Annotated in this window: 20 protein-coding genes; 7 read left to right on the plus strand and 13 right to left on the minus strand. The window is 62.4% G+C overall.

From position 1 onward, the window contains the following. Positions 1-38 precede the first annotated feature (38 nt). Positions 39-1,262: a deoxyguanosinetriphosphate triphosphohydrolase gene (locus tag RAK1035_RS15515; RefSeq protein ID WP_008281072.1), complete on the minus strand. Its 1,224-nt coding sequence runs from the start codon at positions 1,260-1,262 to the stop codon at positions 39-41. A gap of 80 nt (positions 1,263-1,342) precedes the next feature. Here RAK1035_RS15515 and RAK1035_RS15520 point away from each other — a divergent pair, with 80 nt between their 5' ends. From RAK1035_RS15520 to RAK1035_RS15535, 4 genes are all read left to right on the plus strand, one after another. Next, positions 1,343-1,666 carry a HesB/IscA family protein gene (locus tag RAK1035_RS15520; RefSeq protein ID WP_008281073.1) on the plus strand — a complete coding sequence of 108 codons (324 nt, stop codon included), beginning with the start codon at positions 1,343-1,345 and terminating at the stop codon, positions 1,664-1,666. A gap of 63 nt (positions 1,667-1,729) precedes the next feature. Further along, entirely contained in the window at positions 1,730-2,512 is a 783-nt protein-coding gene (gene xth / locus RAK1035_RS15525) for an exodeoxyribonuclease III (RefSeq protein WP_008281074.1), read from the plus strand. 109 nt (positions 2,513-2,621) lie between these two features. Continuing rightward, a complete protein-coding gene (locus tag RAK1035_RS15530; protein ID WP_008281075.1) occupies positions 2,622-2,825 on the plus strand; it encodes a YgaP family membrane protein in 204 nt (67 codons plus the stop codon). Between the two features lie 87 nt (positions 2,826-2,912). Next, positions 2,913-3,230 (plus strand): hypothetical protein, encoded by a 318-nt coding sequence (locus RAK1035_RS15535; protein WP_008281076.1) that lies wholly within the window; start codon positions 2,913-2,915, stop codon positions 3,228-3,230. 18 nt (positions 3,231-3,248) lie between these two features. Here RAK1035_RS15535 and RAK1035_RS15540 read toward each other — a convergent pair whose 3' ends face one another. Both RAK1035_RS15540 and uvrA read right to left on the minus strand, forming a co-directional pair. Then, entirely contained in the window at positions 3,249-4,247 is a 999-nt protein-coding gene (locus tag RAK1035_RS15540) for an Lnb N-terminal periplasmic domain-containing protein (protein ID WP_008281077.1), read from the minus strand. 2 nt (positions 4,248-4,249) lie between these two features. Further along, positions 4,250-7,108 carry an excinuclease ABC subunit UvrA gene (gene uvrA / locus RAK1035_RS15545; protein ID WP_008281078.1) on the minus strand — a complete coding sequence of 953 codons (2,859 nt, stop codon included), beginning with the start codon at positions 7,106-7,108 and terminating at the stop codon, positions 4,250-4,252. Positions 7,109-7,326: 218 nt separating this feature from the next. Here uvrA and RAK1035_RS15550 point away from each other — a divergent pair, with 218 nt between their 5' ends. Both RAK1035_RS15550 and RAK1035_RS15555 read left to right on the plus strand, forming a co-directional pair. Further along, positions 7,327-7,695: a DUF6152 family protein gene (locus RAK1035_RS15550; RefSeq protein ID WP_008281079.1), complete on the plus strand. Its 369-nt coding sequence runs from the start codon at positions 7,327-7,329 to the stop codon at positions 7,693-7,695. After that, entirely contained in the window at positions 7,695-8,126 is a 432-nt protein-coding gene (locus RAK1035_RS15555; RefSeq protein ID WP_008281080.1) for a hypothetical protein, read from the plus strand. The genes RAK1035_RS15550 and RAK1035_RS15555 overlap by 1 nt, the downstream gene beginning before the upstream one ends. A gap of 26 nt (positions 8,127-8,152) precedes the next feature. On the opposite strand, the gene RAK1035_RS15560 is transcribed toward RAK1035_RS15555, so the two are convergent. The 7 genes from RAK1035_RS15560 to RAK1035_RS15590 form a co-directional block, all read right to left on the minus strand. Beyond that, positions 8,153-8,992, minus strand: a complete 840-nt coding sequence (locus RAK1035_RS15560; protein WP_008281081.1) for an ATP-binding protein — start codon at positions 8,990-8,992, stop codon at positions 8,153-8,155. Continuing rightward, the gene (tatC, locus tag RAK1035_RS15565; RefSeq protein WP_008281082.1) at positions 8,993-9,922 is read right to left on the minus strand and encodes a twin-arginine translocase subunit TatC; all 930 of its coding nucleotides are present in this window, start codon (positions 9,920-9,922) and stop codon (positions 8,993-8,995) included. Then, complete coding sequence (gene tatB / locus RAK1035_RS15570) at positions 9,919-10,401, minus strand: Sec-independent protein translocase protein TatB (RefSeq protein ID WP_008281083.1); 483 nt, start codon at positions 10,399-10,401, stop codon at positions 9,919-9,921. The genes tatC and tatB overlap by 4 nt, the downstream gene beginning before the upstream one ends. Before the next feature lie 7 nt (positions 10,402-10,408). Further along, positions 10,409-10,633: a twin-arginine translocase TatA/TatE family subunit gene (locus RAK1035_RS15575; protein WP_008281084.1), complete on the minus strand. Its 225-nt coding sequence runs from the start codon at positions 10,631-10,633 to the stop codon at positions 10,409-10,411. A 161-nt stretch (positions 10,634-10,794) separates the two neighbouring features. Next, positions 10,795-11,922, minus strand: coding sequence for a peptide chain release factor 2 (gene prfB / locus RAK1035_RS15580; RefSeq protein WP_008281085.1), 1,128 nt, complete (start codon positions 11,920-11,922; stop codon positions 10,795-10,797). Between the two features lie 70 nt (positions 11,923-11,992). Further along, positions 11,993-14,497, minus strand: coding sequence for a penicillin-binding protein 1A (locus RAK1035_RS15585; protein WP_037297660.1), 2,505 nt, complete (start codon positions 14,495-14,497; stop codon positions 11,993-11,995). Positions 14,498-14,609: 112 nt separating this feature from the next. After that, complete coding sequence (locus RAK1035_RS15590) at positions 14,610-15,845, minus strand: N-acetylmuramoyl-L-alanine amidase (protein ID WP_008281087.1); 1,236 nt, start codon at positions 15,843-15,845, stop codon at positions 14,610-14,612. A gap of 148 nt (positions 15,846-15,993) precedes the next feature. On the opposite strand from RAK1035_RS15590, the gene RAK1035_RS15595 reads away from it, so the two are divergent. Then, positions 15,994-17,001 (plus strand): GlxA family transcriptional regulator, encoded by a 1,008-nt coding sequence (locus RAK1035_RS15595; protein WP_008281088.1) that lies wholly within the window; start codon positions 15,994-15,996, stop codon positions 16,999-17,001. On the opposite strand, the gene RAK1035_RS15600 is transcribed toward RAK1035_RS15595, so the two are convergent. The 3 genes from RAK1035_RS15600 to RAK1035_RS15610 are packed head-to-tail and all read right to left on the minus strand — an operon-like array spanning position 16,998 to position 19,829. Then, positions 16,998-18,050 (minus strand): glycosyltransferase family 4 protein, encoded by a 1,053-nt coding sequence (locus tag RAK1035_RS15600; RefSeq protein WP_008281089.1) that lies wholly within the window; start codon positions 18,048-18,050, stop codon positions 16,998-17,000. The genes RAK1035_RS15595 and RAK1035_RS15600 overlap by 4 nt on opposite strands. Further along, positions 18,040-19,005, minus strand: coding sequence for a zinc-dependent alcohol dehydrogenase (locus RAK1035_RS15605; RefSeq protein ID WP_037297749.1), 966 nt, complete (start codon positions 19,003-19,005; stop codon positions 18,040-18,042). Before RAK1035_RS15605 ends, RAK1035_RS15600 begins: the two co-directional genes overlap by 11 nt. 5 nt (positions 19,006-19,010) lie before the next feature. Then, entirely contained in the window at positions 19,011-19,829 is an 819-nt protein-coding gene (locus RAK1035_RS15610; protein WP_008281091.1) for a RibD family protein, read from the minus strand. Between the last annotated feature and the right edge of the window lie 13 nt (positions 19,830-19,842).

Raw genomic sequence — 19,842 nt, forward strand, 5'->3', positions numbered from 1 at the left:
TGCACGCAGAAGCGTATAAACTTTTTCGTTATAAGAGCTTAGACACCGTTATCGGAGAAATCACGCGCGCCTTCACCCGTTAGGCTTGCATATTCCTGCAGGGCAAACCGATCCGTCATCCCTGCGATATAGTCACTGACCAGCCGCGCCAGCGCGGTCTCATCCGCCGCCTGCGCCACGTCGCGGCGCCACTCCTCGGGCAGGTGATCCGGCGCGTTCAGATAATGGGGAAACAGCGTGCTCACCACCCCATGCACCCTCAGACGCATGTCGTTGACCTCGGGCGCGCGATACATACGCGCAAAAAGAAACGCCCGGATTTGCTTTAAATCCCCCCAAAGCGCATCCGAGAACCGGATCACCGGACGCCCCAGATGCCGCACCTCCGCCACCGAAACCGGAGCAGCGTCTTCCAACAGATACCGTGATCGCGTGATCACATCGCCCACCATCACCCCAAACACGCGGCGCAGCGCCTCATGCCTGCGGCGTTTGCGATCGAGCCCGGGATAGAGCCGGTCCACCTCGGCGTAACAATCCCCCACAATGGGCAATCCTGCGATTTCGTCATCGTCAAACAACCGCGCGCGCAACCCGTCATGCAGATCGTGATTGTTATAGGCGATATCATCCGACAGGGCCGCCACCTGCGCTTCGGCACTGGCATGCGTGTGCAATTCCAGATCATGCCGCGCATTGTAATCCGCCAAGGCATAGGGCAACGACCCCGTCACAGGGTCATCACTCCTGAGGGGCGTCACAGGCCCATCGCCCCGGAGGGGCGTCACAGGGCCATTATGCTTGGCCAACCCCTCCAGCGTCTCCCATGTCAGGTTCAGCCCGTCAAACTCGGCGTAATGCCGCTCTAGCGATGTCACGATCCGTACCGCCTGCGCGTTGTGGTCAAACCCGCCATAGGGCGCCATCAACGCATCCAGCGTGTCCTCACCCGCATGGGCAAAGGGCGGATGCCCCAGATCATGCGCCAGCGCCACCGCCTCGGTCAGCTCGCCATTCAGCCCAAGCGCACCCGCAATCGTGCGCGCCACCTGCGCCACTTCGATGGAATGGGTCAGCCGTGTGCGGAAATAATCCCCCTCATGCGCCACAAACACCTGCGTCTTGTGCTTGAGCCGACGAAACGCGCTGGAATGGATGATGCGATCCCGGTCGCGCTGAAAGGGCGAGCGAAACGCGCTTTCCTCTTCCGCAACACGCCGCCCACGCACCTGCGCGGGATCAGAGGCATAGGGGGCCGTCATCGCTGCTTATCCTTGTCGCCAGAGGTCAGGCCCCATATATTGCACCTGACAGCAAACGTGAACCAGTCAGGAGCATTCCGATGCAATTGCCGCCCAAGGTGACCCCCCGCGCCTTTGCCCGCCTCGCCGAAATCGGTGCAGGCGATCAGGGTCAAGCCCTGCGCGTCGCCGTCGAGGGCGGCGGCTGCTCTGGCTTTCAATACGAAATCAAACTCGACGAGCCCGCCCAAGACGATCTGATTCTCGAAGGCGACGGGCAAAAGGTCGTGGTTGATTCCACCTCCCTGCCGTTTCTTGCCGGGGCCACGATTGATTTCTCCGAGGAATTGATTGGCGCGCGCTTTATCATCGACAACCCCAACGCCTCCTCGTCCTGCGGCTGCGGCACGTCGTTTTCGATGTGACCGCTTGTCACCCCCGCCCCCCTGCGCGATAGAGACTGCCAGAGGACAAAAGGGGGCCGCGCCATGAAAATCGCCACGTTCAATATCAACGGCATCAAAGCCCGGATTGACGCCCTGCCCGCTTGGCTTGACGAGGCCTCCCCCGATGTGGCCCTTCTGCAAGAGATCAAATCCGTCGATGACGGCTTCCCGCGCGAGCTTTTCGAAGAGCGCGGCTATAACGTCGAAACCCATGGGCAAAAGGGCTTTAACGGCGTGGCGATCCTCTCGAAGCGCCCGCTTGAGGATGTCACGCGCGGCCTGCCCGGCGACGACACAGACGAACAGGCCCGCTGGATCGAGGCAACAGTTGTCGGCGATCACCGCGCGTTGCGCCTCTGCGGTCTCTACCTGCCCAATGGCAATCCCGCACCGGGGCCGAAATACGACTATAAGCTCGCATGGATGGACCGCCTGCACGCCCGCGCCCGCGACCTTCTGGCCAGCGAAGAACCGGTGCTGATGGGCGGCGATTACAACATCATCCCGCAGGATGAGGATGCCGCCCGCCCCGACGCATGGCGCGAGGATGCGCTGGCCCGCCCCGAAAGCCGCGCCGCCTTTCGCCGCATCCTCAACCTCGGCTTTACCGAGGCGTTTCGCGCGCAGGTGCAGGGGCCGGGGCATTACACCTTCTGGGATTATCAGGCCGGCGCTTGGAACAAGAACGACGGCATTCGCATCGACCACTTCCTGCTCAGCCCGCAGGCAGCAGACCTGATGACCGATTGCGGCATCGACAAGGATATACGTGGCCGCGACAAACCCTCGGATCACGTCCCGCTCTGGGTTGAACTCAACGCCTGAGCCACCAATCTATCCCCCTCTGTGACCAGATCACAGACGCTGCCCCCACCCGCATGCGACTATGGCGCATCAACCGGGCCTCCGCGCCCCTCAATCCATAGGTGATCCCATGCTCAAGAAAAATGTTGGCTCTATTGACCGCGCCCTGCGCATCCTCTTTGGCCTCGCGCTGCTGGCAGGTTTCGCGCTGAACCGCGAGGGCGCCTATAGCTGGCTCTATCTGATCGGGATCATCCCGCTGGTGACAGGTCTCATGTCCTCCTGCCCGCTCTATTCGATCCTCGGCCTCTCGACCTGCCCGCTCAAGAAATAACGGCAAGGTTTCGCCCAAGGCGCACGCCCCGTCTTGGCATCGGGCGTGACACGGCCCATGTCTGTCGTACACACGAAAGGACAGGCCATGAAACACACGATGATCCTGTTGATGTTGGGTATCACCTTCGGCGGGGCCCCGGCCTTTGCGGCCAACGGCCATTGCCCGCCGGGACTGGCCAAGAAATACAACGGCTGTCAGCCCCCCGGTCAGGCGAAGCAGCAAGGATATTACCGCATCGGCGACCGCATCAACGAGGATTACATCATTCTGCGTAATCCCGGTCGCTACGGTCTGGACCGGAACGAGACCTACTACCGCGTCGGCGATCAGATATACCGCGTGAACCGCGAAACACGCGAAATTCTCGACCTGATCGGCGCTGCGGCGGCGGTTCTGAACTGACCGCTTCGCGACAAGGCGCTAGTCGCGCCACCCCTGCCGCAGCAGCCGCGAATACTCCTGACTGCTCAGCCCGTCAACCGGGCTGGGCGGCAAGACGGCGCGCGCTTTCAGCTCTGCCAAGGGCACCGTCCCTGCCCCCGGCAAAACCCCCAGATCATAAAGATATCCGGGCAACCGCCCCGACAAGATGACCCGCAGGTCAAACACCAGACCCTCCGCAATGCCGCGCACCAACCGATAGGGCATTGTCGTGCAATTGGTCCAAAGCGTGTGATACCAGCGCGGGTCCTCGGCCAAGGCGTTGCCATAGTCCAGAAACGCCCGAAACAACGCCGCCCGCTGCCCAGCACCCATCGCCACCGGATAGAGCGACACCGACTCGCCTCGCGCATCGGTGCGAAGATGCACGATGTCGCGCTCATCGGCGGCAATCAACACCAGCTCATAGCGCTTGAAAAATCCTCCAATGGCCGAAAATTCTTCGCCCACTTCCCTGCGGATCTCGCCGGAAAAGACAATGTGCCGCCCATCGGCAAACCCGAAACTGACCAGCGTATGCGCGATCTCCGGACTATCCCAGACCGACATGATCATATCCACAGAGGTGATCTGCTCCGGCTGAACCTCCAGATCATACCAGCGCTCAACCGCCTCGGTCGGGCTTGACCAGCGAAAATCTCGGATGTTGCGCACCAGAACCGCGCCTTCGCGCATCGTCTCTGCGGTGACACCGCGCGCCACTTCCGCCATCCAATCCCGGTCCTGTCGCGGCGCAATCCCGCTCCACCACAGCGCCCAGACCGCCAAAACCACGGCGCTCAGCCCCAAGGCCCGGCGCAAACGCCCCCGCAACAGCATCCGCACAAGCGCAAGCCAGACGAACACCCCCACCAGATAAAGCAGATAAATCCAAGGTGCCGCGATCTGGAAATGCAGGCTTAGCCCAATCCAGACCGCAAGCCCCAAAAGCCAAGCGATCCCCAAGCCGCGTCCACAGATCGCCGCAGCGCGCCGCATCCCTATTCCGCAGCCACGCGCCGCGCCGCCAATATCTCCTTGAGATAGCGCCCGGTATGGCTGCGCGGCTCTTCGGCCACCTCTTCCGGCGTGCCCACCGCCACAATCTCGCCGCCGCCATCGCCGCCCTCAGGGCCAATGTCGATGATGTGGTCGGCCGTCTTGATCACATCAAGGTTATGCTCGATCACAATGACCGAATTGCCCTGATCGACCAATTCATGCAGCACTTCCAACAGCTTGTTCACATCCTCGAAATGCAGCCCCGTCGTCGGCTCGTCAAGAATATAGAGCGTGCGGCCCGTGGACCGCTTGGCCAGCTCTTTCGACAGCTTCACCCGCTGCGCCTCGCCCCCCGAAAGGGTCGTCGCCTGCTGGCCCACCTTGATATAGCCAAGCCCCACGCGCATCAGCGCATCCATCTTTTCACGGATGCTCGGCACCGCCTTGAAAAACTCCTGCGCCTCTTCCACCGTCATATCAAGAACGTCCGCTATACTCTTGCCCTTAAAGCGGATTTCCAGCGTCTCGCGGTTATAGCGCGCGCCCTTGCAGGTCTCGCATTCCACATAGACATCCGGCAGGAAATGCATCTCGATCTTGATCAGACCATCACCCTGACAGGCCTCGCAGCGCCCGCCCTTGACGTTAAAGCTAAAACGCCCCGGCTTATAGCCGCGCGCCTTGGCCTCGGGCAGACCGGCGAACCAATCGCGGATCGGTGTAAACGCCCCCGTGTAGGTTGCGGGGTTCGAACGCGGCGTGCGCCCAATGGGCCGCTGATCAATGTCGATCACCTTGTCGAGATGCTCCAGCCCCTTGATCGTCTCACAGGGCGCGGGCGTCTGCCGCGCGCCGTTCAGACGCATCGAAGCGGTCTTGAACAGCGTCTCAATCGTCAGCGTCGATTTTCCCCCACCCGACACGCCCGACACACAAACAAACTGCCCCAGCGGAAAGGTCGCCGTCACCTCCTTGAGGTTGTTGCCCGTCGCCTTGACAACCGTCAGCTTCTTCTTGTTGCCCTTGCGCCGTACCTCGGGCACCGCAATCTCGCGCGCGCCAGACAGGTATTGCCCGGTCAGCGACGCAGGATCAGCCGCCACCGCGTCAGGTGTGCCATGGCTCACCACCCGGCCCCCATGCACCCCGGCACCGGGGCCAATGTCAAACACGTAGTCAGCGGTGCGAATGGCCTCTTCGTCATGCTCGACCACGATCACCGTATTGCCCTGATCCCGCAGATTGCGCAGGGTTTCCAACAGTCGCCCATTGTCGCGCTGATGCAGGCCAATCGACGGCTCATCCAGCACATAAAGCACGCCCGTCAACCCGCTGCCGATCTGGCTGGCCAGCCGAATGCGCTGGCTTTCGCCACCCGACAGCGTGCCCGCGTTGCGGCTCAACGTCAGGTAATCCAGCCCCACGTTGTTGAGAAACCCCAACCGCTCGCGGATTTCCTTGAGAATGGCGCGCGCAATCTCGTTTTTCTGCTTGCCCAGATGATCCGGCACCGTGCGGCACCACTCCAGTGCCTCGCGGATCGACATCTGCACCACTTGGCCCACATGCAGGCCCGCAATCCGCACCGCCAGCGCCTCGGCCCGCAGGCGATAGCCACCGCAGGCCCCGCAAGGGCGGTTGTTCTGATAGCGCTCGAATTCCTCGCGCACCCAGCTTGAATCGGTCTCACGATAGCGGCGTTCCATATTGGGAATGACGCCCTCGAACACCCGGCTCACCTGATAGACACGCCCGCCCTCATCATAGCGAAATCCGATCTCTTCCTCGCCAGACCCGTGCAAGAACACCTGCTTCACATGCGCAGGCAGGTCTTTCCATGGGCTATTGCGGTCAAATTCGTAATGTTTGGCAATGGAATTGATGGTCTGCGTGAAATAGGGGCTCTTGCCCTTGCGCCAGGGTGCAATCGCCCCATCCGCCAGCTTCAGCGCCTCATCGGGCACCACCAACCGCTCGTCAAAGAACAGCTCCGCCCCCAACCCGTCACACTCGGGACAGGCCCCAAAGGGCGCGTTGAACGAAAAAAGCCGCGGCTCGATTTCCGGAATGGTAAAGCCACTGACCGGACAGGCGAATTTCTCGGAAAAGATCATCCGCTCCGGGTCACCCTCCTTGGGCGCGGTTTCCAGCACGGCAATGCCATCCGCCAGATCAAGCGCCGTGCGGAAACTATCCGCAAGCCGCGTCTGCAACCCGTCTTTGACCACCAGCCGGTCCACCACAACATCAATGTCATGGCGGAATTTCTTGTCGAGCGTGGGCGGTTCATCCAATTCGTAGAACTGCCCGTCGACCTTGACCCGCTGAAACCCGGATTTGCGCAGTTCCAGAAATTCCTTGCGATACTCGCCCTTGCGGTCGCGCACGATAGGGGCCAGCAGATAGGCGCGCGTCCCCTCCTCCATCGCCATCACCCGGTCCACCATATCCTGCACCTGTTGCGCCTCGATGGGCAGGCCGGTGGCGGGCGAATAGGGCGTGCCGACGCGCGCAAAAAGCAGCCGGAGATAGTCGTAAATCTCCGTCACCGTGCCCACGGTCGAACGGGGATTCTTGCTTGTCGTCTTTTGCTCAATCGAAATCGCCGGGCTCAGACCGCTGATATGATCCACATCCGGCTTTTCCATCATGTCAAGGAACTGCCGCGCATAGGCGCTCAGGGATTCGACATAGCGCCGCTGCCCCTCGGCATAGATCGTGTCAAAGGCGAGGCTGGATTTGCCAGAGCCCGACAGCCCGGTGATCACCACCAGCTGATCGCGTGGAATATCCACGTCGATATTCTTGAGGTTATGCTCGCGCGCCCCGCGCACCTCGATATATTTCAGATCGGCCATTCTGACCCCCCGGATCACCATTCCCCACACATAGGCGAGAGCCGCGCCGCTTCCAAGGTAATTTTGTGAACAGAGCGCGAACATGCAACAATCGCCCTGCCCGTCCTCGGCACATCGCCGCCCGTACAGAACCGCGCCGCAAGATGGTCAGGCAAAATTCATTTGACCTGGCCCTGTCGCGCCCCCACCTACTTGGCACAGCACGAAAGGAGACCGCTATGACCCTGACACGCCGTTTCATCGCGCTTGGCCTACCCGCGCTCCTCTTTGCCCGGCCCGCCATCGCCCATCACGGCTGGCGCTGGACCGACGATGGGCGGTTCGAATTGCGGGGCCTCATCACCGAGGCACGCTTGGGCAATCCGCATGGCGTCTTGACCATCGACGCAGAGGGCGAGATCTGGAAGGCCGAGGTCGGCCAGCCGTGGCGCAACGAACGCGCCGGTCTGACTGACGCCATGCTTGCCCCCGGCACGGACATAAAGATCATTGGCAAACGCGCCGCTGATCCCAAGGAGCGTCTGGTCAAGGCCGAGGCGATCGAGCTTTCAGGCGCGCTCTTTGAGCTGTACCCCGAACGCCTTTGATGGATTGGGCGGCAACGCTTGAGGCCCAGCCCTTCGCTCAGGCCCTGCGGGCCTCGCGCTGGACATATCCGCTGGTGAATGCGGGTCATATCCTTGGTCTGGCCCTGTTGATCGGGGCCGTCGTGCCCATGGATGTCCGGCTCTTGCGCGGCGATCTGCGCGCGATCAGGATGCTGCGCGTCTATGCGATTGGCGGACTCTGTCTCGCGCTTGCCTGCGGCAGCCTGCTTTTTGCGGCACAAGCGTCGGACTATGTGGCAAATAGCTGGTTCCGCTGGAAAATCGTACTTCTGGTCGCGGCTTTGATGAACGCGGCCTTGCATCTGCATCCGCTGGCCCTGTCACGCCCCCGCCAATGCGCGGCGGCCATACTGTCGCTTTGCCTGTGGATCGCCGTCCTGCTCTGCGGTCGGATGATCGCCTATTCCTGAGGCGCAGCAGGCACGGCATCCCGCCCCTAGGCGACGCTGACGCCCCGCCGCCCCGCCAAATCGGTGAAGTATTGCCACGCCACCCGACCCGAGCGCGCGCCGCGCGTGGCCTGCCATTCAATCGCCTCAGCGCGCAGCGTGTCTTCGTCAATCTCGACACCGTAGGCATCGCAATAGCCCCGGATCATCGCCAGATACTGATCCTGATCGCAGGCATGGAACCCAAGCCAAAGCCCGAACCGATCCGACAAAGACACCTTTTCCTCGACCGCCTCAGACGGGTTGATCGCCGATGACCGCTCATTCTCGATCATGTCGCGGGGCATCAGGTGCCGGCGGTTTGACGTGGCATAAAATACCACATTGTCTGGCCGCCCCTCGATCCCGCCATCCAGAACCGCCTTGAGCGATTTGTAATGCTGATCGTCATGGGAAAAACTGAGGTCATCACAAAACAGCAAGAACCGGGTTTGCGCACCGCGCAAGAGGTTCAGCAACCGGCTGACCGACGGCAAGTCTTCGCGCTGCAATTCCACGATCTTGAGCGGCAGGCCCTCTGCCCGAACCGCCGCATGCACCGCTTTCACAAGGCTGGATTTTCCCATGCCCCGCGCGCCCCACAAGAGGGCGTTATTGGCGGGAAGCCCCCGCGCGAATTGCAGCGTGTTTTGCAACAGCGTATCGCGCGACCGATCCACCCCCACCAAAAGGCCCATATCGACCCGGCTCACGTGGCGCACCGGCTCCAACCTATCCGGGCTGACATGCCAGACAAAGGCATCCGCAGTATCGAAATCAGGGGCCGAAAGCGGTGCCGGGGCCATCCGCTCCAGCGCGGCGGCGATACGGTCCAACGGATCACTCATTCAATTCTTGCCTTTTTCCTCGGACGCGTCGGCCTCAGCAGCATCCGCCGCCTCTTCCTCGTCAAACCACAGCCCCTGCGCACGCAATTCCGCCTCACGCTTTTTCTCAACCCACGTCACCAGTTGGATTGAAATCTCGTACAGGCCGTAAACCACCACGAAAAGGATCAGTTGCGTCACCACATCAGGCGGCGTCACCAGCGCGGCCAGAACAAGGATACCGATCACGGCATATTTGCGCACCGATTTCAGACCAATCGCACTCACCAGCCCCGCTTTCCCCATCAGCGTCAGCAAGACCGGCAATTGAAAGCAAAGCCCAAAGGCGATGATGAATTTCAGCGTGATATCAAGGCTTTCGTTGACCTTACCAAAAAAGGTGATGCGAATGCCCGTAGCCTCAGGGGCCACCGCCGCACCCGGCACCACCTCTGGCCCAACCAATCCCGTCATCAGATCGGCGATGATCGAGGGCACATCGGCAAAGCCAAGAAAGAACGCCATCGCAAGAGGCGTCACCACCAAATGCGCAAAGGATGCCCCCAACAGGAACATCATCGGCGACGCGATCATGAACGGCAAAAACGCGTTCTTTTCCTGCTTATAAAGCCCCGGCGCCACAAAGCGCCACATCTGGAACCCGATCACCGGAAAAGCCAGCGCAAAGCCGAACACCATCGAAATGCGGAACAACGTAAAGAGATATTCCTGCGGGCTGGTATATTGCATCGTGGGCGACGGGTCGCCCAATTCGCGCAATGTCGCCTCGATCGGCTCAAGCAGGAATTGCAAAATCGGCTCGGCCACGGCAAAGGCCAAACAGATCCCGATGATAAACGCGATCACCGACCGGATCAGCCGGGTGCGCAGCTCGGCCAGATGCTCGATCAGCGGCGCACTGCTGTCCTCGATCTCGTCGCGCGGGGTCATGCTTCGTCCTCTGGCTTGGACGTCTTCCCTTTCGGCGCAGCCTTGGGCTTCGCGGCGGCCTTGGGCTTGGACGCCACCTTGTCCGGTGCGACCTCAGCCTCGGCTTTCGCAGCCTTGCGCGCCTCTGCCATCTCAGCGGTGGCGGCGCGGCCCTTTTCGGCCGAGGCTTGCTGTTCGGCGCTCAGCGTGGGCTTGGTCACATCGTTCAGATCGCGCGTGACGCTGTCCGTCGTCTTGCGCACCTCATCCATCGCGGTCTTCATCGGGTTTGCGGCGGATTTAAAGGTTTTTTGAATGTCGCCAACGCCGGATTGATCGGCGGCATCATTCATAGCACGGCTGAATTCGCGGGCCATGCCCTTGGCCTTGCCCACAAAATTCCCCACAGCCCGAAACATTCCCGGCAGGTCCTTGGGGCCCACCACGATCAAGGCCACGATGCCGATAAGCAAAAGCTCCGTCCAGCCAAGATCGAACATTTAAGGATCAGACCTTGTCTTTGTCTTCGGTCGGGGTCACGTCGCGCGCGGTCTCAGCAGACTCTTTGCTGGTGTCATCCAGTTCCTTGGTGCCCTCGGCCACGCCCTTTTTGAAAGAGGTGATACCCTTGCCCACTTCACCCATGAGCGACGAAATCTTGCCGCGCCCAAAAAGCACCAGCACCACCACCGCGATCAGAAGAAGCCCCGGAAGGCCAATATTGTTCAGCATTTCAATTTCTCCCTTTCTCGGGGGTCGGTTGTCGTCCCCGGGAATTTCAGCTTCGTATCTAATGGGTCATCCCGGCGGATAAAAGCGGCAAAGCAGCGATGCCCCCCGGATTCCCTACTTATTTGCCCGGACCATACCCTACGCAGGCCGACCCGCACGGGTCAATCACCCCCCTGCGCCTCGGCCCGGCTCTTGCCACTCACATTCATCGCCAGCGTGGCGGCCATGAATTCATCCAGATCACCATCCAGCACACCTTTGGTGTCCGATGTTTCAACACCGGTGCGCAGATCCTTGACCATCTGATAGGGCTGCAACACATACGACCGGATCTGATTGCCCCAGCCCGCATCGCCCTTGGCATCATGGGCTTCGTTGATGGCCGCGTTGCGCCGGTCCAATTCCAACTGGTAAAGCCGCGATTTCAGCGCCTTCATGGCGATGTCGCGGTTCTGATGCTGCGATTTCTGGCTGCTCGTCACAACAATACCCGTGGGCATATGCGTGATCCGCACCGCCGAGTCGGTGGTGTTCACGTGCTGCCCACCCGCGCCAGACGAACGATAGGTGTCGATGCGAATATCAGACGGGTTCACCTCGATCTCGATATTGTCATCCACCACCGGGTAAACCCAGACCGACGAAAACGATGTGTGCCGCTTGGCGGCCGAATCAAACGGCGAAATCCGCACCAGACGATGCACGCCCGATTCGGATTTCAGCCACCCATAGGCATTGTGACCGCTGATTTTATAGGCAGCGGATTTGATCCCCGCCTCGTCGCCCGCCGATTCCGATTGCAGTTCGACCGTATAGCCACGCTTTTCCGCCCAGCGAACATACATCCGCGCCAGCATCGACGCCCAGTCGCAGCTCTCGGTGCCGCCAGCGCCCGCGTTGATCTCCAGAAACGTATCGTTGGAATCCGCCTCACCATCCAGCAGCGCCTCCAACTCCTTGGCGGCGGCCACCTTGGCCAGCGCCTTGATCGCGGCCTCGGCCTCGCCCACGACCTCGGCGTCACTTTCAGCCTCGCCCAGCTCGATCAGCCCAAGATTATCCTCTAGCTCGTTCTTGATGCCGTCATGGGTCTCCAGCGCATCCACCAGTGCCTGCCGCTCGCGCATCAGTGTCTGCGCCCGCGCGGGATCATCCCAAAGCGTGGGATCTTCGACACGCGCGTTGAATTCCTCCAGCCGGTGGCGGGCCGTCTCCCACCCCAGCCGCTGCCGCAAGAGCTCCAACGACTTTTCGATCTCAGCCACGAGGTTCTGGGTTTCTGCGCGCATCGGAATGTCCTTGTCTGGTCAGGTGCGGGTGATAGCGCAGCGCGCCGGGCCGGGCAAGAGAGCCCGAAGCCTAGTAAAGCCCGCCCGAACTCATAGACCCGAAACTGGCCTTGCCCCCCACCCGCGCCTTTTCGCCGGTCGAGGTCGTAACCTCCTGAACCTGCTCGCGTTCGCCCGCACTGAACAGCTCAAGGTCATTGCCCATGGCAAAGCCCCCGTCATAGGCCACGCCAAACACCGGCTCTTCGCCGTCGCGGAAATATTCGGCCACCACATTGTCGCCCTCGGCAGTATCTGGCAGCCGCGCGCCAGTGAACCGGTCGATCTTGATGAAATGCCCGCCGGGTGGCACTTCGAACGGACCACCGCCATATTTCTTCACAGCCTCGACCATGAAATCCTGAAACACCGGCCCGCACAGCGACGAGCCATAGGCCGACCGTCCAAGACCCCGAGGCTGGTCATGGCCAATGTAACAGCCTGCCGCGATATTGCTGGTAAAGCCCACGAACCACACATCGCGCGCGTCATTGGTGGTGCCGGTCTTGCCCGCCACCGGCACCGGCAGGTTGATGGCCCCCGACGCCGTGCCGCGATCCACCACCCCTTTGAGCATCGAGGTCAGCTGATAGGCCGTGACCGCATTCATCACCCGCTCCCGATCCGACACGATGCGCGGGCCGCGATCCGCAGGGATTCCGGCATCACCGCAATCGACGCAATCGCGCTGATCATGGCGATAGACGGTCTTGCCATAGCGGTCCTGCACGCGGTCAACCAGCGTTGGGCGCACCCGCTCGCCGCCATTGGCAAACATCGCATAGGCCGCAACCATATTATAAAGCGTGGTCTCTTCGGACCCCAGCGAATTGGCCAGAAACCGGCCCATGTTTTCATAAACGCCAAAGCGCTCGGCATAATCCGCGACCACATCCATTCCCACCTCTTGCGCCAGACGGATGGTCATAAGGTTCCGCGACTGTTCGATGCCTGTGCGCAACGGCGTGGGGCCGTAAAACTTGTTCGACGAATTCCGTGGCCTCCACAGGCCCTGCGGCGTGTTGATCTCAATCGGCGCGTCGATCACGATGGTGGCGGGCGAATAGCCGCTGTCCAGCGCGGCCGCATACACAAACGGCTTGAACGACGATCCCGGCTGCCGCAACGCCTGCGTCGTGCGGTTAAAGACCGAAGCCTGATAGGAAAACCCGCCCTGCATGGAAATCACGCGGCCCGTGTTCACATCCATTGCAACAAAGCCGCCCTGCACCTCAGGCACCTGCCGCAACGACCAATTCACAAAGGTCCCCTCCTGGGTCACGGCGCGCACATGCACCACATCGCCCAGATCAAAGGTCGCCTCGAAATCGCCGGGCAACCATTTGATATCGCTGCGCGGCACCTCCTGCACGCCGTCGACGCCCTCAATGCCCACCTGCATTGCCTGATCGCCGATGCCCAGCACTACCGCCGGATGCCAGACCCCATCCAGATCCACATCCCGGGCCACGCTGACGCTTGCCAGCGCCGCTCGCCAAGCGGCCTCATCCCCCAACGCCTCGGCGGGCAGGCTCTCGCCCGTGCCGCGCCACCGTCCTTGCCCCCGGTCATAATTTTCCAACTGCCGCCGCAACGCCCGCGCGGCATGAACCTGCAATTCGGGATCAATGGTCGCGCGCACAGACAAACCGCCGCTAAAAAATTCGCCCTCACCGAAATCAAGGCTCAGCTGCCGTCGGATTTCATCGGTGAAATAATCACGCGGCGGCAATTCGGCGCTGAACGGCGGAAAATCCCCATTCTGCACAGAGCGCAGCGGTGCGGCCCGCTCCTCCTCATAGGCGGCCTGCGTCAGATACCCGTTCTCCCACATCTCGCGCAGCACGAAATTGCGCCGTTCCAGCAACCGCTCTTTCTCGCGCACCGGATGATAATCACTCGGGGCTTTCGGCATCGCGGCGATGGTGGCGGCCTCATGCGGCGCAAGGTCCGTGAGGGTCTTGTTGAAATAGGTCTGTGCCGCGGCAGTCACGCCATAGCTGTTCTGACCCAGAAAAATCTCGTTGAGATAGAGTTCAAGGATATCATCCTTGCTCAGAGTTTCCTCAATCCGCGTGGCAAGGATAATCTCCTTGATCTTGCGCTCCATCTGCCGGTCGCCGGATAGCAGGAAGTTCTTCATCACCTGCTGCGTGATGGTCGAGGCACCGCGTACATTGCGCCCCCGCGACTTCACCGCATCCACGATAGCCGAGGCGATACCCACGGCGTCATAGCCGCCATGGGTGTAGAAATTCTTGTCCTCCGCGCTGATGAACGCCTGCTTTACCAGATCAGGAATATCCTCAGCGGGCGTGAACAACCGCCGCTCGCGCGCGAATTCGTCGATGATCCGCCCCTCGCCCGAATAAATCCGGCTGATGGTCGGCGGCGTGTAATTGGCAAGGCTCTCATGGCTCGGCAAATCCTGACCATAGATATGCAGCACGGCACCAATGCTCAGGCCGATCACCACCACAACCAGCGTGATCAAACTGAACACAGTCCCAAAAAGGCTGAGAATCGCACGTATCACAAGGGCCCCCGCATGCTTGCTGCGCCGGGTATAGGCCTAGTGGGCCTCAGGGTCAAAAGGGAATGGGCCAAGCGTCGCGTCACTGTCCGCCGGGTATCGCCGCGCGCCCCCCTCATTGCCGCACCAATCCCGCGCGCGCCGCATCAGCGTCGCGCCAGGCAGTCAGCGCCGCGCGCAGCGCTGCGGCGATCCGGGCCCGCCCTTCCTCATCGCGCAACCGCGCCAGATCACGCGGGCTAGACAGAAACCCCAATTCGATCAAAACAGATGGAATATCAGGGGCTTTCAGCACCGAAAACCCCGCCTCCCGCAGGGGGCGCGACAAAAGCGGCAACTCATGCGCGGCAAAGCTCTCGATCAAGGCTTGGGCCAGATGCGCGGTGCGCGGCTGCGTCTCGACCCGCGCCAGATCCATCAGCACATCTGCCACCACATCATCCTTACCGCTCAGGTCCACACCCGCCAGCATATCGGCACGATTGTGCCGTTCGGCAAGCGCCGCACTGGCCTTGTCCGAGGCGCTCTCGGACAGGGTATAAACCGACAGCCCCCGCGCCTGCGCCCCCGACAGCGCATCCGCGTGCAGCGACAAGAACACATCCGCCCCGGCCCAATGCGCGAGGGCGACCCGCCGCTCAAGGCTCACGAATTCGTCACGCTCGCGCGTCAGCACCACCTCAAATCCGCCAGCGCGCAGCAATTCATCGCGCAATTCCTGCGCAAACTGCAGCATCAGCGCCTTTTCGGTCAGCTCTCCCTCTTGGGCTCCGGGATCAATGCCGCCATGGCCCGGATCAAGGACCACCACCAGCGGCCCCTCGCCCGGCACCCCCACCGGCACCGCCGCCAGCGCATCCTTGGGATCGGGCAGGTCCCAGCCGGGCAACGCAGGCGTGCCCGCAGTGGCGGCAAACCGCTCGGCATCCGCCGCCCCAAGGGCAACCTTCAACGTCGCCCGCCCGCTCACGCGGTCAATCTCCAACCCCGCCTGCTCCAGCGGATAAGGCGCGTCCAGATCGGCCACCATGCGCGACCAGCCCGGCCGAATCTGTCCCAGCCGCAAGCCTTTGACGCGCGCGCCAGCGATCAGATCCTCAGCCCCGATGCCCTGCCAATCCACCTCTTGAAAATCAAGCACCAGACGCGGCGGCGCATCAAGCGTATAGACGCGATAGGGCACTCCCTGCGACAGGCTCAAGGTCACCTCCACCCCGCGGCGGCTGTCCGTAATGCTGCTGGCGTTCGCCTCCAGCCGCGCCAAACCGCTAAACACGCTCTCCTGCGCCCGCACAGCCGCGCCGCCCATCACCAGCGCAAGCGCTAGCCCTATGCCAATGATCCTGCTCATACGCCGTTTCCCGGTTCGTTCTCCCGCGCAGAATACACGAGCACCGCCCCGCGCAACAGCCCCGATGTCCCACCTGTAACAAGCGCTTGATCCTGCCGCGCATTCAATCAAGGTTTTTATCCCGCACGTTCCAGTCTATAGAATCGCCATGACCAACCAGACGCCACGCCCCGTTGTCACCCATGAGGACCCAAAGGTTCTCTTTGAAATCTTTGTGCAGCGAAAATTCTGCGATCTCGAACTTGCGTCGGTCATTCACACCCTGCAAACCGCCAATATGGTACATGGCTCCGCGCATTTTGGCTGGCGGATCATCTCAGACCGACCGGGGCTCGTTCAGGGTAACGGCGTTTGTCTCGTGCGCGCAGAGCCGGTGATCCCCGATCACTGCATGGCCGATTTCCTGATTGTCATCGCGTCGAAAACCGCCGATCCCGCCGTCTGGATGGCCCGCATCCGCAGCATGCGGCGGCTCGGGCGCTCGGTCATTCTCTTGGCGGATGCCTCCACCACCTTCATCGCCCGCACCCAGATCGAGACGGGCGCGGTTACAACCCATTGGGCCGATGCCGTGGTGCTGCGCGAGACCCAAGATCAACCGCGCCTTACGGAAAACCTGTCAGAATTTTCCAACGGCATCATCACGGCCGCGGGACGCGGCGCCACAGCAGAGCTTGTGATTGGCCTTCTGGCCCGTGATCTGCCCGTGTCCGACATCACCGAGATTGGCCGCCACCTGCTCTTGCCGGAAATCCGCACCAGCTCCAGCACTCAGCCCTTCGCCCCCGAAGCGTTTCACAAATTCTACGACAAGGCCGTGTCAGACGCGCTCGCCATCATGGAGGACAATCTGACCGATCCACTCTCCATCGCGGAAATCGCCGATGAGGTGGACACCTCGCAACGCTGTCTCGAACGCCGCTTTCGCGCGGTATTTGAAACCTCACCGGGGCATTATTACAAGCAATTGCGCGTGCGTCGCGCCCATCACCTGATCCAGAGCACGAAATTGCCGCTGATCGACATCGCCACCGCCACCGGCTTTGGCTCGACCGGCACACTCGCCACCGCCTTCAAGAAATTCTACGGTGTCACGCCCTCGGATATGCGCGGCAAACACCGCGAACGCGTGCTCGACTACTCCGCCGATGTCTAAGGGCGGTTGAGCGCCGCCGCCACAACCTCTGCCGCCGCCGCCCAATCGCCCAAACCCTGCGCCGCCTTCCGCGCCGCGCAGGCACAACCCGCCCGCAACGCAGGCTCACTCAGCATCCGCCGCAGCGCCTCTGCAAAGGCCGCGTCATCCTCGGGGCGCACCAAAATTCCCGCACCGGCGGCAACGGTATCTGGCACCGCCCCCGCCTGCGTGCTCACGATCGGCAAGCCGTGGCCCATCGCCTCGTCAAACACGATGCCATAGCCTTCATAGCGCGTCGCCAGTGCAAAGACCGTCGCCCGCCCATAAAGCGCGTCCAGATCCGATTGCGATACCTCCCCCGCAATCTCGACCCGCTCCACCAGCCCCAAGACATCGCGCAGCCCCCGCAACTCTGCGACCGTCTCGGGCTCATGCAAGCGCCCGACAATCACCGCCCGCCAGTCCAGATCGGCAATCCGCGCCAAGGCCCGCAACAGCACATCGTGCCCCTTGCGCCGCGCGAGCAATCCCACCGACAGGATCAGTGGCGGCACATCGGGCATTGCGTTGGCTCGGGGCGCCACAAACCCCGGTCGCGCCACGCTGATCCGCTCTGGGGCCACACCATAGGCCTCGCGCAAAAGGCCTGCGATATGCCCGCTCGTCACCACGATATGCCGCGCCCGGCCCAGATTGGCCCGCTCGCGCACCGCCATATCCGCAGCCTGCGCCGCACTCAACCCCGGCTCCAGCGCCAGCGGATGATGCACCAGCGCCACCATGGGTGCCGCCAACCGCGCCACCCCCTCAGGGTCCAGCGCACCATACGCCAGCCCATCCACCAAGGCCGGGCAATCACGCGGCAACGCCGAAAGCTGCGCCAAGGCATCCGCCATATCCCGCGCATCGGGATGCGGAAAACTATCGCCCAGCCGCAGATGCCGCAGCCTGAGACCCCGCGCAACCAGCGCCTCTCCCAACCGCCGATCATAAAGATAGCCGCCCGTCGTCAACCCCGGATCACCCGGCACGGCAAAGGCGATGTCGCGCCCCTCCTCAGTCGCCATAGCGCACCCGATGGCACAGCGTCCCCGCCGCCGCCAAGATCCCCGCATAGGCGCGCGGCAGATCATCAAACCGCGTTTCCCCCGAAATCAACGCATCCAGCACCGGATCGGCCAGCAGTCGCAGCGCAACCTCCATCCGCCGCCGGTAATCCCACCGCGCCGCATGGCTCGCCGGAATTCGCCCCACCTGCGACGAGACAACCTGCAACCGCCGCTGATGAAATGCCCCGCCAAGCGCCACGGGAATATCGCCGCTGCCATACCAACTGGCCTCAACCACCCGCGCCTCAATCCCGGCAAGGCGGATCGCTGTGGCCAATCCCGCCGCGCTGGCCGTCGCATGGATCACCACATCCGCGCGGCCCACCGCCTGCTCCGGTGCCGCAAAGCCACAGCCAAACGCCTCAGCCAACGGCCCCCGCGCCGCGTCGCGATCAATCAAGGTCACCTCTGTGCCCGGCACCCGCGCTGCAAGATATCCAACCAACGCCCCCACCGTGCCTGCGCCCACAACCGCCACCCGGTCCCCGGCAGCGATCTGCGCATCCCACAGGATATTGAGCGCGGTTTCCATATTGGCGGCCAGCACCGCACGCCCCGGCGGCACGCCCTCGGGCACTGGCACCGCCATCTGCGCCGGACAGGCAAAGCGCGTCTGATGGGGGTGCAGCACGAACACCACCTGCCCCGCCGCAGCCCCGCCGGTCACGCGCCCCACGGCGCAGTACCCATATTTGACCGGATAGGGAAACTCTCCCTCCTGCAAGGGCGCGCGCATCGTGCCATGCTCGCTCTCAGGCACCCGGCCGTCCAAGACCAGCCGCTCGGTCCCCCGGCTGATGCCGGTGTATAGCGTTTCGATCACAACCTCATCCGCGCCGGGCGCAACCGTGACAGGCCGCACCTCCGCCTGCCCCGGTGCCACAATCCAGAGCGCGCGCGCGCCCTCAGACACGCCGCTCACCCCAGCCGCACAGCGGGTTGGCGCGCGTGGGGCCAGACCTCTGCCGCCACCCGCGCGCCCATGACGCAATCAAAAAGCACATCCGTGCCCAACCCATAAACCTGCGTTTCCGGCCGCCGCGCCTGCGCCAACCGTGCCACGGGCCGCGTCGTCAATCCTTGCGGTCCCGCCCCGATCAAGAGCGGCGCCACCGCCACATGCAGCCGCGCCAGCAAATCTGCCTCGATAAATCGCGCAATAGTGATCGCCCCACCTTCAACCATCAGATGATGCAGGCCCACCTTGCGCAGGGCGCTTACAATGGCGGGGGGTGAAATCCAGTCACTCCGCGGCAATTGAATGACCTCGACACCGGCGGGACGGGGCTTGTCCACCTCCTGAATGACGATGCGCCGCGTGCCATCCTCTGCGAACAGCCGCGCGTCATTGGGCAGCCGCCCCGAGGGATCAATCACCACCCGCGCCGGGTTTTGCCCCGACACAAGCCGCACCGTCAGGCGCGGGTTGTCATGCAACGCCGTCTTGACCCCCACGATCACCGCATCCACCAGCGCCCGCATCCGGTGCAGATGCGCCAACCCATCCGGCCCCGACACATCCGCCGCGTCCCCCGTGACCGTGGCCACCCGACCATCCAGCGATTGTCCGATCTGCGCCACGACCTGCGGCGTGCCGGGCGCGGCCATCATCGAGCCATAGAGCGCCATCGCCGCACGCTCGCCCGGTGCCCAGTCTCCACAGCATAAACACGCCTGCCCCGCGCGCGCAGCCAAAATATGCTCCCAGACCTTGGGGGTGACATCAGCACTTTGCATCCGGGTCTCCGTT

Source organism: Roseovarius sp. AK1035, assembly GCF_003288315.1.
In the GTDB taxonomy this organism is placed as follows: Bacteria; Pseudomonadota; Alphaproteobacteria; order Rhodobacterales; family Rhodobacteraceae; genus Roseovarius; species Roseovarius mucosus_A.

Bases quoted from the DNA above. Each gene is read 5' to 3' on its own strand.
- RAK1035_RS15515 (WP_008281072.1), bottom strand. From the start codon at position 1,262: ATGACGGCCCCCTATGCCTCTGATCCCGCGCAGGTGCGTGGGCGGCGT.
- RAK1035_RS15520 (WP_008281073.1), top strand. From the start codon at position 1,343: ATGCAATTGCCGCCCAAGGTGACCCCCCGCGCCTTTGCCCGCCTCGCC.
- xth (WP_008281074.1), top strand. From the start codon at position 1,730: ATGAAAATCGCCACGTTCAATATCAACGGCATCAAAGCCCGGATTGAC.
- RAK1035_RS15530 (WP_008281075.1), top strand. From the start codon at position 2,622: ATGCTCAAGAAAAATGTTGGCTCTATTGACCGCGCCCTGCGCATCCTC.
- RAK1035_RS15535 (WP_008281076.1), top strand. From the start codon at position 2,913: ATGAAACACACGATGATCCTGTTGATGTTGGGTATCACCTTCGGCGGG.
- RAK1035_RS15540 (WP_008281077.1), bottom strand. From the start codon at position 4,247: ATGCGGCGCGCTGCGGCGATCTGTGGACGCGGCTTGGGGATCGCTTGG.
- uvrA (WP_008281078.1), bottom strand. From the start codon at position 7,108: ATGGCCGATCTGAAATATATCGAGGTGCGCGGGGCGCGCGAGCATAAC.
- RAK1035_RS15550 (WP_008281079.1), top strand. From the start codon at position 7,327: ATGACCCTGACACGCCGTTTCATCGCGCTTGGCCTACCCGCGCTCCTC.
- RAK1035_RS15555 (WP_008281080.1), top strand. From the start codon at position 7,695: ATGGATTGGGCGGCAACGCTTGAGGCCCAGCCCTTCGCTCAGGCCCTG.
- RAK1035_RS15560 (WP_008281081.1), bottom strand. From the start codon at position 8,992: ATGAGTGATCCGTTGGACCGTATCGCCGCCGCGCTGGAGCGGATGGCC.
- tatC (WP_008281082.1), bottom strand. From the start codon at position 9,922: ATGACCCCGCGCGACGAGATCGAGGACAGCAGTGCGCCGCTGATCGAG.
- tatB (WP_008281083.1), bottom strand. From the start codon at position 10,401: ATGTTCGATCTTGGCTGGACGGAGCTTTTGCTTATCGGCATCGTGGCC.
- RAK1035_RS15575 (WP_008281084.1), bottom strand. From the start codon at position 10,633: ATGCTGAACAATATTGGCCTTCCGGGGCTTCTTCTGATCGCGGTGGTG.
- prfB (WP_008281085.1), bottom strand. From the start codon at position 11,922: ATGCGCGCAGAAACCCAGAACCTCGTGGCTGAGATCGAAAAGTCGTTG.
- RAK1035_RS15590 (WP_008281087.1), bottom strand. From the start codon at position 15,845: ATGAGCAGGATCATTGGCATAGGGCTAGCGCTTGCGCTGGTGATGGGC.
- RAK1035_RS15595 (WP_008281088.1), top strand. From the start codon at position 15,994: ATGACCAACCAGACGCCACGCCCCGTTGTCACCCATGAGGACCCAAAG.
- RAK1035_RS15600 (WP_008281089.1), bottom strand. From the start codon at position 18,050: ATGGCGACTGAGGAGGGGCGCGACATCGCCTTTGCCGTGCCGGGTGAT.
- RAK1035_RS15610 (WP_008281091.1), bottom strand. From the start codon at position 19,829: ATGCAAAGTGCTGATGTCACCCCCAAGGTCTGGGAGCATATTTTGGCT.